This window comes from Demequina muriae (assembly GCF_030418295.1).
GTDB lineage: Bacteria > Actinomycetota > Actinomycetes > Actinomycetales > Demequinaceae > Demequina > Demequina muriae.
Genome location: NZ_JAUHQA010000001.1, coordinates 2480111 through 2493631, shown reverse-complemented (window position 1 = coordinate 2493631; position 13521 = coordinate 2480111). Strand labels below are relative to the sequence as shown.

The window sequence follows — 13521 nt, the reverse complement described above, 5'->3', positions numbered from 1 at the left end:
GACGGCCGATGCGGCGGTCAGCGACGCTCGAAGGTCGCCATCGTCTCGACATGGTGGGTCATGGGAAACAGGTCCACCGCCGACGCGTCGACGAGGTCGTAGCCGTGGCCGTTCAAGAGCGCGACGTCGCGGGCGAGCGCCACCGGATCGCACGCCACGTAGACCACGCGTGGCACTCCCGTGTCGGCAAGGGCGGCGATCGTCGCCGCTCCGGCGCCGCTGCGCGGCGGGTCGAGCACCACGGCGTCGAGTTCGCCCAGACCCTCGGCGAGCGAGAGTCGCACGTCACCGTGGATCACGCGCAGCGACGGCGCCGCGTGGGCGTTGCGTCGTGCCGCGCGAGCACCGTCATCGTCAGACTCGATCGCGACCACCTCGCGTCCGCCCTCGGCGAGCGGCACCGACAGGAGTCCGGCGCCCGAGTACAGGTCGGCGACGCGCTCCGCGTCACCCACGCGCTGCAGCACTTCGGTCACGAGCACGGCGGGCGCGTCGCGGTGCACCTGCCAGAACCCCGCGGCGTCGACCCGGAAGTCCCACGACCGCTCCCCCACGGCCACGTGCTCATGCACGGCCCGCGGCGCGTTCGGGCGCTTGTCGAGCTTCCCTGCTCGCCACGGGACGCCGTCGGCCAGCACGCGCAGCTCGCCGGTCGACGATTCGGCGATCGCGATCCTCGAGCGGGCCGGAAAGCGCCCCTCGATGAGCGTCTTCTCGAGCGCGGCCGATGCGAGGGGCATCGATGCGAGCGCGCGCACCTCGCGCGACCGGTGCAGATGCATGGCCGCGTCGCCCTCAGCATTCGCGATGGCGCTCACCCGCGTGCGGTAGCCCAGTCCCGTCTCCTCGTCGTCCCCGCGACCCAGAGCGGCAGGCACGGACAGCACGTCCCCGGGGTAGTCCAGGCTCGCGAAGCGCTCGAAGGACTCGCGCAGCACCGCCAGCTTCCACGCCCGCTGACCGGCCAGGGACACGTGAGCGAGCTCTCCCCCGCCGACCCCTCCCGGACCGGCCTCCGGCCAGACCGAGTCGACACGGTCAGGAGAGGCGTCGACGACCTCGACGGCGTCGGCCCGCCAGAAGCGCGCATCGGCGCCCGATTCGGTGAGCCGTGCCCGCACCGTCTCGCCCGGCAGCGCGTGGCGCACGAAGACCACGCGGCCCTCGTAGCGGGCCACGCAGTGACCGCCATGGGCGGGTGCGCCCACCTCGAGGTCGATGAGATCGGTCACGGCAACTCCTCGTGGGGGGTGGGTGGCGCCTCTTCGTCGGCGCGGCGGTCCCGCGCGGATGCGAGGTGCCACGGCACCGCGGAGACGACCACGCCCTCGAGCTCCAGGAGCTGGGCGCGCAGTCGCCGTGTGGCGCGGTTGTGCAGGAAGGTCTCCCACCAGCGTCCCACGATGTACTCCGGCACGTAGACCACGACCACATCGCGCGGGCTGCGCCGATGGATGGAGCGCACGTGCGCCATCACCGGCTCCACCAGGTCCCGATACGGCGAGTCGAGGATCACCAAGGGGATGCCGGCGTCGATCTCGCCCCAGCGGTCCTGCAGCTCCTTGGCGGCCGCCGGCTCGATCTGCACGCCCACGGCCTCGAGCGTCGAGTGACGCGCCGCCTTGGCGTACGCGAGCGCACGCACGGCGGGCCGGTGGAGCTGCGCGACGAGCACCACGCCGTGGGTGGCGCTGGGCAGCGCGACCGCCTTGTCCTTCGCGGTGAGACGGACGTCCTGGCGCACCGCGGCGTAGTGGCGGTTGATCTTGTGCATGAGCACCACGAGACCGACGATCAGGACGATGGCGAACCACGCGCCGTTGAAGAAGTTGAAGACCGCGACGACGATCCACACCAGTGCGGCGACCACCGCGGCGGTCGCGTGCAGCGCCCGCGACGCCGAGTGGCGCAGGCGTGAGGCCGCATCGGTCGCGAGCGCCAGCCGGTTCGTGAAGTGACGCATCATGGCGACCTGGCTCAGCACGATCGACGCGAACACTCCCACGACGTACATGTGGATGAGAGTCTCGACGTTCGCCCCGGACAGCACCACCACCAGCGCCGAGGCACTGGCCACGATGAAGATGCCGCCGCGCAGCACGAGCCTGTCGTTCTTCATCGACAGCTGGCGAGGCAGGTAGGCATCCTTCGCGAGGCTCTCCGCGAGGCTTGAGAAGCGGCGGAAGACGGCCGATGCGGCGGCGTACAGCAGTGCGGCGGCGGAGAGCGCCACCGCCCAGATCACCCAGGGCTGGCGGAAGACCTGGTCGACGGTCTGCAGCAGGATGGGGCCGTCCGCCCAGCCCGTGATGCGGTACATCCACGACAGCAGGGCCACGGCGAAGAACGCGGCGGCCGAGGCCGCGACCGCGATCACCAGCGTGCGTCCTGCGCGGCGCCCACGCGGCTCCGCGTGGTTGGGGCCCGCCGAGGCCAGGTGCTCGATGCCCGTCACCATCACGGCGCCGGAGGAGATCGCGCCGGCGTAGGCGACGAGGATGGCCCAGGTGGTGGGCGGGTTCGCAGGGATCGGCGATGCGGTGTCCGCACCCAGGCGCGCCACGCCGAAGATCAGCATGAGCGCGACGACGATGAGGAAGCCGAACCACACCGCCAGCAGCACCCTGGCGCGGTCGCGGATGACCCGCAGGGCGACGAGCGTCATGACGGCGAGCAAGGCGACGCCGATGAGCGACACCCACTCCCGTGCTGATGGGATCAGGTACGCGATCAGCTGAGTGACGGCGGCGACGGACACGGCCACGGTGAACAGGTAGTCGACCAGCAGCGCGGCTCCGGTGACCACGCCGGCCTTGCGACCCAGCAGGTCGCGGACCGTGCCGTAGTCGCCGAGCGCATCGGGCCTGGTCCGCACATTCGACCAGTAGGCCAGGCCGAGCAGCAGCATGATGAGAACGACGCCGCCGGCCATGAAGGGAATGGCGCCTTGCTGACTGCCCTGGCGAAGGGCGTCCACCACCGCATCGGGCGCATACGCGACCGCAGAAAGGATGCCTGCGCCGAACACCGGCAACGCAAGTCTGGTCCGCAGCTGCATCGGTGCCAGCGCGTCGGTAGCGATCGGCTGGCCAAAGGCCAGCCGGCGCAGTCCTTCGAGAATACGTCGCACGTCGCACCATCCTAGGCCGGACGGGTATAGCGTGGGGTCTCGTGCATATCGTGATCATGGGCTGCGGCCGCACTGGCGCCGCGCTCGCGTCGGAGTTCGAGTCGCGTGGCCATTCCGTCGCGGTGATCGACCGTCTTGGCGACTCGTTCCGCCGACTGCCCTCCGACTTCCAGGGCCAGAAGATCACCGGCATCGGATTCGACCGCGAGACTCTCGTCTCGGCCGGCGTCGAGGATGCGTACGCATTCGCCGCCGTGTCATCGGGCGACAACTCCAACATCCTTGCCGCGCGGGTGGTGCGCGAGACGTACGGTGTCGCGAACGTCGTCGCGCGGATCTCGGACTCGGGCCGCGCCGAGGTGTACCGCAGGCTCGGCATCCCCACGGTGGCGCCGGTGCCATGGACCAGCGCGCAGATCGTGTCGCGGCTGCTGCCAGGAGGGTCTGACGACGTCTACGTGGACTCCTCGGCGGCCGTGGCGGTGCGCCGGCTGGCGTATCACGGCGGCTGGGTCGGCCAGCCGATCAAGGACCTCGAGGCGGCCACCGGCACACGCGTCGCCTACCTCGTGCGCTTCTCGGAGGGTGTGCTTCCCACGCCGACGTCGCCGGTGCAGTCCGGCGACGAGATCTACTTCGTCGTGCCCGACGCCGTGGGCGCCCGTGCCCAACGCGTCCTGTCGCGTGCCCCTGGAGGCGAATCGTGAAGGTGCTGATCGCCGGTGCCGGCTCCGTGGGACGGTCCATCGCCCGCGACCTCCTCGATCATGGCCACGAGGTGCTCCTCATGGACCACAACCCTTCCGCCATGCGCGTCGCGCAGGTGGCGGAGGCCGAGTGGATGCTGGCGGACGCGTGCGAGATGGCCGCCCTGCGCGAGGCCGCCACCGAGGGCATGGATGTGGTGGTCGCCGCCACCGGCGACGACAAGGCCAACCTCGTCGTGTCGTTCCTGTCGAAGACCGAGTTCGGGGTGCCCCGCACCGTCGCGCGCGTCAACAACCCCCGGAACGAGTGGATGTACGACGCTCAGTGGGGCGTGGACGTCGCGGTGTCGACGCCACGCATCATGACCGCGATGGTCGAGGAGGCGGTGGCGATCGGCGACTTGGTGAAGGTCTTCACCTTCCACCAGTCCGGGGCGTCCATCATCGAGGTGACCCTGCCCACGGATGCCCCCGTCGTCGGGGCGACCGTCCGCGAGATCGACTGGCCCAGCGAGACGGTGCTGTCCTGCATCGTGCGCGGCGATCGCACCATCGCGCCGTCGCCCGCCGACACGCTCGAGGCGCGCGACGAACTGCTGTTCATCGTGTCGGCTGAGGCGGATCCTGAGGCGCTTGATCGGGTGCTGCGGACCGCACCAGGAGCCACACCGCCCACAGACTGAGCGCGAACAGCGGCACTCCCATGGCGAGCTTCGCGGTGCCGAGCGCGGCGATCGCGTCCGCGAGGTACAGCGGCACCTGCACGGCGAGGCGCAGGAGGAACACCGCGGCGATGATCGCCGTCGCCCACTGCATCGCGCGCATCGAACGCGGGTCGCGCCGCCACGACGTCCCCCATCCCTTGAGCAGGCCCATCACGATGCCGACGAGGGGCCACCGCACGGCCATCGAGATCAGGGTGCCGGCCGCGTACGCGACGTTGATCCAGAGGCCCGGCACGAAGTAGCCCCCCGCGTCCCCCGAGCGCCAGGCCCAGACCGCGCCCAGAGCCACGCCGAACACACCCGACAGCGCCTGCTGGATGCTCGAGCGCTGCACCAGCCGCACGACCACCATGACCAGCACGGTGGCCACGGAGGCGATCACGGGGATGCGGAAGCCTCCCCAGCCGAGATACGCCACCACGAACACCACGCCGGGCGCCGCGGACTCGACGAAGCCGCGCCAGCCACCCATCGCATCGGCCAGCGAGAACTCGTCGCCCGAGACCAGCTGTGCGACGCGTGACGACTTTCCGGACGCCACCATGGCGGGCTCGTTGAGGGAATCCGTGTCAGCTGCCATCGCGGGCTCCGTCGCGGCCTCGCGATCCGGCTCGTGCCGCTGGGTCATCAGCCGAGCTCGAATCGGGGGTTGTACAGCCGGGGCAGCGCGTCGGTGGCGCAGACGCGGCCCTCGAGGCGGATGCGCGCGCCCGGTTCGATGCCGGCGATCGCACGCCGGCCCATGAAGATGGCTTCGACGCGGCCGGTGCCGTCGTCGACTCGCGCGGTGAGCTTGGGAGCAGCGTCCCGCGGCTCCACTTGGATCGACACGATGCGCCCCGCGATGGCGGCCATCGCGCGCGGCTGCAGGTCGGAGATCGGGGTCGCCTGGGCGATCACGGTGACCCGGCCCCTGTGCCTGTCGACCCGAAGCCGCCCTCGCCACGGTGAGAGCCGGGAAGGGTCTCGACGGGGACGAACGAGGCGTGCTCGACGCGCTGAATCACCAACTGGGCGATGCGGTCGCCGCGGCGCAGCGAGACAGTCTCGTGCGCGTCGGTATTGTGGAGGGTCACCGCGAGTTCGCCTCGGTAGCCGGCGTCGACGGTGCCGGGAGCGTTCACGATCGTCACGCCGTGCCGAGACGCGAGTCCGGAACGAGGGTGCACGAAGGCGGCGAAGCCGGCGGGCAGCGCGATGCGCAGCCCCGTCGGGACGGTCGCGCGTTCGCCCGGCGCGAGGTCGACGTCGATGCGTGTGGTGATGTCCGCGCCGGCGTCTCCCGGGTGGGAGTACACCGGCAGCGGAACATCAGGGTCCGTCGTGCTGACAAGCACGTCGAGAGGCGTCATCGTGACCCGACCGTCAGGCCGCGCACTCCGAGCAGATCGGCTGGTCGTTCTTGAACGTCGCGAGCTGGCTGCGGTGGTGGACGAGGAAGCACGACATGCACGTGAACTCGTCCTGCTGAGCAGGAAGTACGCGAACGGAGAGCTCTTCGCCGGACAGATCCGCGCCAGGCAGCTCGAATCCCTCGGCCGCTTCAGCCTCGTCCTCGTCGACGACCCCCGACGTCTTGTCATTGCGGCGGGCCTTCAGCTCCTCGATGGAGTCTGCCGAGACCTCGTCGTCGGTCTTGCGAGGTGCGTCGTAATCGGTTGCCATCAGGCAGTAGTCCCTTCACCGGTGGTGTGTGAGTACTCAATGCACATGCCGGTGGTTTTGTTCCCTCCGAGCGCACGCATTGTGCATCAAAAATCCGCCGAAAGCGACTCCTGGGTCAGGGCGCGCCCCAGGAGCGGTCCGCACCGGCCTCGATCAGGGCCTCCGCGAGCTCGTCCCACACGGCCGGCATGGCAGCGATCGTCAGCCTCCCGTCGGGCGGCCCGCCGTCGATTCCGGCCACCCGAACCCCCGCCTCCTGAGCGATCAGGGCAGCCGCAGCGAAGTCCCACGGATGCAGCCCGTGCTCGTAATAGGCGTCGAGATGACCTGCGGCCACGAGACACAGGTCGACGGCTGCGACGCCCAGCCTGCGGATGTCCCGCACCCGTCCCAGCATGCCGGTGACGATCTCGCCCTGGCGCACGCGCTGCTCCGCGACGTACTGGAAGCCGGTCCCCAGGAGCGTGCCGTCGAGCGAGGGCGCCGCCGTCCGCAGCAGCGGCTGCGCGTTGCGCCACGCTCCCCCGCCGCGACTGGCCGACCACATCACCCCGCTGCCGTCGCACACCGCTCCCGCGAGCGGCGTCCACGTCTGCGGCGTCGGGTCACCGCTGACGGCCGCCACCGACACCGCGAAATGCGGCAGCCCGTAGAGGTAGTTGACGGTCCCGTCGATCGGGTCGAGGACCCACGTGATGCCCGACGTGCCCGGCACGTCGTCACCCTCCTCGCCGAGGATCGCGTCGTGCGGGCGCAGCTCGGCGAGGCGATCGCGCAGCAGTCGCTCCGCCTTGAGGTCCATCTGGGTCACAATGTCGATCGGGCTCGATTTGGTGGCCGCGACCTCGGCCTCGCTGCGGCCGTCGATGATGAGGGTCGCAGTCTCCTGCGCGAGGGCGCGCGCCACGTGCATCAGGGCGTCGGGAGTGGTCATGCCTCCCATCGTGCCGCACGCCCGTGCTCCGGAGGCTCGCCGGGCGCGGCATCCTGCGAAGCGTCCCCGTGCGTGGCAGGCTGAGGCCATGATTCGACTGTCCCTGGTGCGCGCTGGCGAAGACGGCGGCCATCTCGTCGTCGCGACGGAGACCGGCGACGAGTTCGAGCTTCCGCTGACCGATGAGCTTCGACGCACGGTGGCGCTCACGCGTCCCCGCGCACGCGTCGATGCCCCCGCCCCGCAGCATGACGACCACGAGCGCGCCACCAGCACGCTGAGCCCCAAGGAGATCCAGCAGCGGATCCGCAGCGGGCTCGATGCGCACGAACTGGCCGAGCTGACCGGCGAGCCGTATGAGGCACTCGAACGGTATGAGCCTCCCGTGCTCGCCGAGCGTGCCTACATCGCGGAGCTCGCCCGTGGCACCCGCATCGGCCGTGACAGCGGTGCGCCGGTGCTCGCGGATCTTGTCACCGACAGGCTTGCGAGCCGAGGCGTCGACCCCGAGGCGATCGTGTGGGACGCCTGGCGGGAGATCGACGAGCCGTGGCTCGTCGCAGTCGACTTCACCGTCGACGGACGCAAGGTGCGCGCGCTGTGGGAGTTCGACCACACGGCGCGGGCCGTCACGGCGCAGGACGACGAATCGCGGTGGCTCACGGAGACGGAGCTTCTCGATGTGCCGATCCCCCGGCGCCACCTGAGCGCGGTGCGAGCCGAGCAGGACGACGCTCCGCTGGACCGATCGCGTCCGCTCATGCCCGTGGCCACCGAGCCCACTGACTCGGCCGAGGGTGACGACGCGGCCCCGTCGTCCACGGAGCTGTTGCTCGCGGACCTGGAAGAGCGACGCGGCACCCGCGACACGGTCGAGACAGACGAGGACGCTGACTTCGACGACGACGGCGGGTTCGAGGGTTTCGGACCGGCACAGCGCAAGCGCGAGGCCGAGGTGGGCTTCACGCAGCCGCCCAAGTCAGGACGCACGATGCCGCACCCGGCGGGCTCTGCGCGCCGTGACCAGTCGTCTGCGGACGATGGGGGCGAGTCGCCCACTGAGGATGCGCCGTCCTCATCCGCGCCTTCCGCGCCGTCCGCACCCGCGGGTGAGCCCAAGCCGTCTCGCAAGGGGCGTTCCTCGGTCCCCAGCTGGGACGAGATCGTGTTCGGCGCGAAGAACGACTGACGCGCACGTCGAGACCGACGGCAGCGACAGGCCTTCCCGCATGATCGCTCCCGCAGCGGTGCACCACGATGGCCTCTCCGACACGCTGCTGACCGTCGACGACGCGACGTTCGTGCGCGGAGACACCGTGATCCTGGACCACGTGAGCCTCACCGTCCGGCGTGCCGAGCGCTGGGCGCTGATCGGTCCGAACGGCGCGGGCAAGTCCACACTGATCTCGCTCCTGGCCGCGACCGCTCACCCCAGCCGTGGCACGGTCGACGTGCTCGGCTACCGGCTGGGCCGCGTGGACATGCGCGAACTGCGCGCCCACGTGGGTCTCGTGACGTCACGCCATCCGCTCACGAGCGCGTTGGATGCCATGTCCGTGGTCCTCACGGGGGCGACGGGCACGCTCGAGCTGGTGCCTCGCTGGCCTCCGACGCCCGAGCAGACCAGTCGCGCGCGTGCGCTGCTCACCCAGTTCGGGCTCGATCCCGACCGCGGGCTGCGGTGGTCCACGATGTCCCAAGGAGAACGTGGCAGGACCCTCATCGCGCGGGCGCTGATGCCCGACCCTGCGGTGCTGCTTCTCGACGAGGCCACGACCGGCCTGGATGTCGCGGCACGCGAGCAGCTGCTCACCACACTCGACGGACTGTCGCGCTCCCACCCCGCGCTCGGCACCGTGACCGTGACCCACCACTTCGAAGAGCTCCCTGCGTCCACCACGCACGCGATGCTGCTGCGCGAGGGCCGGGTGGTCGCGTCAGGTGATGCCGGCGCGGTGCTCACCTCGGCGGCCGTCAGCGAGGCCTTCGCCCACCCCATCGAGATCACGCGGACCAACGGCCGCTGGACCGCGCGCGCCGCATCGGCCGGCTAGGCGCGTCCGGCGACCATCACGGGCCGTCGACGACCAGCCACGGCACCTGGAGCTCGTCCGGCGTCAGCGAGCCGTGCATGCCCACCAGCGCCATCGACTTGGCGGACTGCGTGCGCGAGTCCACGACGATGGCCCTGCCCGCCATCGCGACCACGACGTCGCCGACCCTCTCGGCCACCTCGTCGAGCAGCTCTCCGAACAGCGCGTCCTCACGGGCCTCGGCGCGCGTCCACACCATCGCGTGGCCCGCGAGCGTCTCGCGCCAGCGTGCTGCGACCTCCGCCGGGTCGACCCCGGGCACCGTGTGGACGTGCAGTGCGCGGGGCTCCCCTGCGATGAGAGCGACGCCGTCGCGCAGCGCGGGCTCGTCCGCGACGTCCCACCGGGCCGCGCCCGGCACGTCGACCATGCCGTGGTCCGCGGTGACGACCATGGTCGCATCGGCCGGCAGACCCGCCGCCAGCCGGCGCAGCTCGCGGTCCGCGTCCTCAAGCGCCGCCACCCATTCCTCGGAGCCCCAGCCGTGCTGGTGACCGGCGGCGTCGATCTCGCCCCAGTAGCAGTAGGACACTCCGGGAGCGCGGGCGGTGGCCAACGCCACGTCGATGCGCTCCGAGAGTCGTTCGGCGCCGACGAAGCGGCCGCCGCGCAGCACCGCCTGAGTGAGTCCGGAGCCTGCGAAACGTCGCCGCCCCAGAGTGGTCACCGAGAACCCGTCCGCGGCCGCACTCTCGAGGAGCGAGGGCTGCCGCTGCCACTCGACAGCGTCGTAGGCCCCCTCCCACGACACCAGGTTCGCGAGGGCGCCCGTGCGCGGGTTGCGGGCGGTATAGCCCGTGAGCCCCGTGCGACCGGACGGCTGCCCCGTGCCGAACAGTGCCAGGGACGCCGCCGTCGTGGTGGGGTACCCGGCGGTGATCACCCCCTGCTCGGCCGAGCGCAGGAAGGGAGCGTGACCGCGTCGCGCTTCCAGGCCCAGGTGCCCGAGTCCATCGAGCAGCACCACGACCACGTGGCGCGCGGGGGCCAGGCCCAGCCGCTTGCGGTCCGCGTCAGCGTCGCGGTGGGTCACCACGTGACCGGCGCCGATCGCCGACAGCGCGGCCGGCAGCACCGCTCCCAGCTCGCGCCCGCCGTAGTCGGGCATGCTCAGACCGAGCGCGGCGAGCTCGGCCGCCCGGCTCACCCGCGGGGCCCGATGGCGCGCTGCAGGGTGGCCGCGAAGTCCTCGAGAGCGCGGACCGTCTCCACGCCGTCGGCGATCGCGCTCACCCGCACCAGGGTGTCGTCGCCGGTGATGCCGCCCGTGTACCCGTGGTCGGCGTCGCAGTTCTCGTCGCCGCACGTCGCCGGCTCGAGCTCGACGCGGGAGTGGACTCCCCAGCCGACGGCCAGGACGAGTTCGCTGGGCGAGTCGCCGTCGCTGAAGTTCTCGGGGTGATGCACGACGTGCGTCATCGCCATGTTCGAGATGCCGGCGAGCAGCGCCGTCTCGACAGTCGCGGAGGCCTCGTGCGCGCCCTCGGCGCTGTGGCCCGAGCCGTCGTCCATGTGGACGCGGATGAGCCGGGTCTCCGTCACGACGAGGACCGTCATGTGCCGGCGCACCTCGCGGTCGTCGAAGGTCGTCTCGGCATGCACGAAGTGCGCGGTCACCGACTCATCCCGGATCGCGGTGCGGAGCACGGAGTTCGCGAGGGCCGGGTAGTACCCGGCGACGGCGACCGCTTGGTCGAGCGTGTGAGACATGGCGGCTATTCTTCCACTTCACCGGCAGGGTCACCACTCACGCCGCGTGGCACCGCCGTGGCGGGCGGGCGCGGCGCGACAATGCCTGCAGCCCCCGACCGCAGATTGCAAGGAGAGACATGGCCGCCGCGCCCGATGCGCACATCACGGACATCGACGTCAGCGCCGAGATGGAGACGTCGTTCCTGGAGTACGCGTACTCGGTCATCTACTCGCGGGCCCTGCCCGATGCGCGCGACGGTCTCAAGCCCGTCCAGCGGCGCATCATCTACTCGATGGGCGAGATGGGCCTGCGCCCCGACCGCGCCCATGTGAAGTCCTCGCGCGTGGTCGGCGAGGTCATGGGAAAGCTGCACCCCCACGGCGACACTGCCATCTACGACGCACTCGTGCGCATGGCGCAGCCGTTCTCCCTGCGGCTGCCGCTCGTGGACGGCCACGGCAACTTCGGCTCCCTCGACGACGGCCCCGCCGCATCGCGATACACCGAAGCCCGCATGGGGCCCGCCGCCCGGTCGATGCTCGCGGACCTCGACGAGGACGTCGTCGATCTGGTCCCCAACTACGACAACAAGCTCACCCAGCCGTCGGTGCTGCCCGCGGCGATCCCGAACCTGCTCGTCAACGGCGCCTCCGGCATCGCGGTGGGCATGGCGACCAACATGGCACCGCACAACCTGGTGGAGGTCGTCTCCGCGGCCCGCCACCTGCTCGCCAACCCCAAGGCGGACCTCGACGAGCTGATGCGGTTCGTCCCCGGCCCCGACCTTCCCGGCGGCGGCAAGATCGTCGGTCTGGACGGTGTGCGCCAGGCCTACGAGACCGGCAAGGGCGCGTTCAAGACGCGCGCGACGAGCCGCATCGAGAAAGTCACGCCCCGCCGCCAAGGCATCGTCGTCACCGAGCTGCCGTACCTGGTGGGCCCCGAGAAGGTGATCGAGAAGATCAAGGACGCGGTGTCGGCGAAGAAGCTCGAGGGCGTCACCGCGGTCACGGACCTCACGGACCGCAAGCACGGCCTTCGCCTGGTGATCGAGATCAAGAACGGCTTCAATCCTGAAGCAGTCCTCGAGCGGCTCTACAAGGTCACGCCGCTCGAAGAGTCGTTCTCGATGAACAACGTCGCCCTCGTCGCCGGTGAGCCCCGCACGCTCGGCCTCAAGGAGATGCTGCAGGTCTGGGTGGACCACCGCATCGCGGTCGTCAAGCGCCGCTCCGAGCACCGCCTGCAGGCCCGCCGCGACCGCCTCCACCTGGTGGACGGTCTCCTGGTCGCCATCCTCGACATCGACGATGTCATCCAGATCATCCGCTCGTCCGAGGACGCGAGCGAGGCGCGCGAGCGCCTCCGCACCGCCTTCGACCTCTCCGAGATCCAGGCCGACTACATCCTCGAGCTGCGCCTGCGCCGCCTCACCAAGTTCTCGCGGCTCGAGCTCGAGAACGAGAAGTCGCAGCTGCTCGCCGAGATCGCCGAGCTGGAGGAGATCCTCGGGTCCCCCACCCGACTGCGCGAGGTCGTCGGCCTCGAGATGGATGCCGTCGCCGCGGAGTACGGCACGCCGCGCCGCACCATTCTGCTGGCCGAGGCGGGAGTCGTGTCGTCGGCCGCCTCTACGCCTGGCGCATCGGCCGCCGCACCCCTGGAGGTGGAGGACACCCCCTGCTACGCGCTGCTGTCCGCGACCGGGCTGGTCGCCCGCACCGCCGACGACACGCTGCCCACTCGCGACGGCCGGCGCAGCTCCCACGACGTGCTGCGCGCCGCCATCCCCGCATCGGCCCGCGCCGACGTGGGCGTCGTCACCACGCAGGGCCGCATCCTCCGGCTGTCGCTGCTCGAGGTCCCCGCTCTCGCCCCCACCAGCGAGCCGCCGTCACTCGGAGGCGGCAGCCCCGTCGCCGAACTGGTGACGCTCGACAAGGGCGAGGAGGCGGTGACTCTCGTTCCGCTGAGCGCCGAGATTCCCCTGGCGCTCGGCACGGCCGCCGGAATCGTCAAGCGGGTGAAGCCCGAGCCCGCGCCCAATAAGGACGCCTGGGAAGCCATCGCGCTCCAGGACGGCGACGTGGTGGTCGGGGCGGCGCTCGCGCCCGACGATGCCACGCTCGTGTTCGTCGCCGATGACGGCCCGCTGCTGCACTTCGCCGCGGAGAAGGTGCGCGCACAAGGACGGTCGGGTGGCGGCATCAGCGGGATCAAGCTGACCCCGGGCCGGCGTGCCGTGTACTTCGGCGTCGTGGACAGCCCGGCCGATGCGGTGGTCGTCACGATCGCGGGCTCCTCGACGGCTCTGCCCGGCACGACGCCGGGCTCAGCGAAGGTCACCCCCTTCACCGAGTACCCGGGCAAGGGCCGCGCGACGGGCGGGGTGCGCGCGCACCGGTTCCTGAAGGGCGAGGACGCCTTGATGCTGGCGTGGGTGGGCACCGCTCCCCCACGCGCGACATCGGGTGCGGGCCAGCCGGTCGACCTGCCGGCGGAGCCTGGCCGTCGGGACGGCTCCGGCGTGCCGCTGAAGGCCCCCGTGCACGGCATCGGCTGACGGAACCCCTG

General features: G+C 71.1%; 14 protein-coding genes. 5 read left to right on the top strand and 9 right to left on the bottom strand.

All coding sequences use genetic code 11. The features are described from left to right. Positions 1-17: 17 nt before the first annotated feature. Positions 18-1232: a class I SAM-dependent RNA methyltransferase gene (locus QQX02_RS11745; protein WP_301143299.1), complete on the bottom strand. Its 1215-nt coding sequence runs from the start codon at positions 1230-1232 to the stop codon at positions 18-20. Beyond that, positions 1229-3130, bottom strand: coding sequence for an APC family permease (locus tag QQX02_RS11740; protein ID WP_301143298.1), 1902 nt, complete (start codon positions 3128-3130; stop codon positions 1229-1231). The genes QQX02_RS11745 and QQX02_RS11740 overlap by 4 nt, the downstream gene beginning before the upstream one ends. 41 nt (positions 3131-3171) lie before the next feature. Here QQX02_RS11740 and QQX02_RS11735 point away from each other — a divergent pair, with 41 nt between their 5' ends. After that, a complete protein-coding gene (locus QQX02_RS11735; RefSeq protein WP_301143297.1) occupies positions 3172-3837 on the top strand; it encodes a potassium channel family protein in 666 nt (221 codons plus the stop codon). Next, entirely contained in the window at positions 3834-4520 is a 687-nt protein-coding gene (locus QQX02_RS11730; protein ID WP_301143296.1) for a potassium channel family protein, read from the top strand. The genes QQX02_RS11735 and QQX02_RS11730 overlap by 4 nt, the downstream gene beginning before the upstream one ends. Here the strand turns inward: QQX02_RS11730 and QQX02_RS11725 are convergent. From QQX02_RS11725 to QQX02_RS11705, 5 genes are all read right to left on the bottom strand, one after another. Next, on the bottom strand, positions 4438-5190 hold the full coding sequence (locus QQX02_RS11725; RefSeq protein WP_301143294.1) for a DUF3159 domain-containing protein: 753 nt from the start codon (positions 5188-5190) through the stop codon (positions 4438-4440). The two genes, QQX02_RS11730 and QQX02_RS11725, sit on opposite strands and share 83 nt — an antisense overlap. After that, positions 5190-5462 carry an OB-fold nucleic acid binding domain-containing protein gene (locus QQX02_RS11720; RefSeq protein ID WP_301143292.1) on the bottom strand — a complete coding sequence of 91 codons (273 nt, stop codon included), beginning with the start codon at positions 5460-5462 and terminating at the stop codon, positions 5190-5192. The genes QQX02_RS11725 and QQX02_RS11720 overlap by 1 nt, the downstream gene beginning before the upstream one ends. Continuing rightward, entirely contained in the window at positions 5459-5914 is a 456-nt protein-coding gene (gene dut / locus QQX02_RS11715; protein ID WP_301143291.1) for a dUTP diphosphatase, read from the bottom strand. The genes QQX02_RS11720 and dut overlap by 4 nt, the downstream gene beginning before the upstream one ends. 13 nt (positions 5915-5927) lie before the next feature. Continuing rightward, positions 5928-6227 carry a DUF4193 domain-containing protein gene (locus QQX02_RS11710; RefSeq protein WP_062133478.1) on the bottom strand — a complete coding sequence of 100 codons (300 nt, stop codon included), beginning with the start codon at positions 6225-6227 and terminating at the stop codon, positions 5928-5930. A 115-nt stretch (positions 6228-6342) separates the two neighbouring features. Further along, a complete protein-coding gene (locus tag QQX02_RS11705) occupies positions 6343-7161 on the bottom strand; it encodes an inositol monophosphatase family protein (protein ID WP_301143284.1) in 819 nt (272 codons plus the stop codon). A gap of 88 nt (positions 7162-7249) precedes the next feature. Here QQX02_RS11705 and sepH point away from each other — a divergent pair, with 88 nt between their 5' ends. After that, positions 7250-8350: a septation protein SepH gene (gene sepH / locus QQX02_RS11700; RefSeq protein ID WP_301143281.1), complete on the top strand. Its 1101-nt coding sequence runs from the start codon at positions 7250-7252 to the stop codon at positions 8348-8350. Positions 8351-8390: 40 nt separating this feature from the next. Then, complete coding sequence (locus QQX02_RS11695; RefSeq protein ID WP_301143280.1) at positions 8391-9215, top strand: ABC transporter ATP-binding protein; 825 nt, start codon at positions 8391-8393, stop codon at positions 9213-9215. A gap of 16 nt (positions 9216-9231) precedes the next feature. Here the strand turns inward: QQX02_RS11695 and QQX02_RS11690 are convergent, their stop codons facing one another. Next, positions 9232-10362, bottom strand: coding sequence for an alkaline phosphatase family protein (locus QQX02_RS11690; RefSeq protein ID WP_301143278.1), 1131 nt, complete (start codon positions 10360-10362; stop codon positions 9232-9234). A 35-nt stretch (positions 10363-10397) separates the two neighbouring features. Further along, complete coding sequence (locus QQX02_RS11685) at positions 10398-10964, bottom strand: DUF5998 family protein (protein ID WP_301143277.1); 567 nt, start codon at positions 10962-10964, stop codon at positions 10398-10400. Between the two features lie 119 nt (positions 10965-11083). On the opposite strand from QQX02_RS11685, the gene QQX02_RS11680 reads away from it, so the two are divergent. Next, complete coding sequence (locus QQX02_RS11680; RefSeq protein ID WP_301143276.1) at positions 11084-13510, top strand: DNA gyrase/topoisomerase IV subunit A; 2427 nt, start codon at positions 11084-11086, stop codon at positions 13508-13510. Positions 13511-13521: the final 11 nt, after the last annotated feature.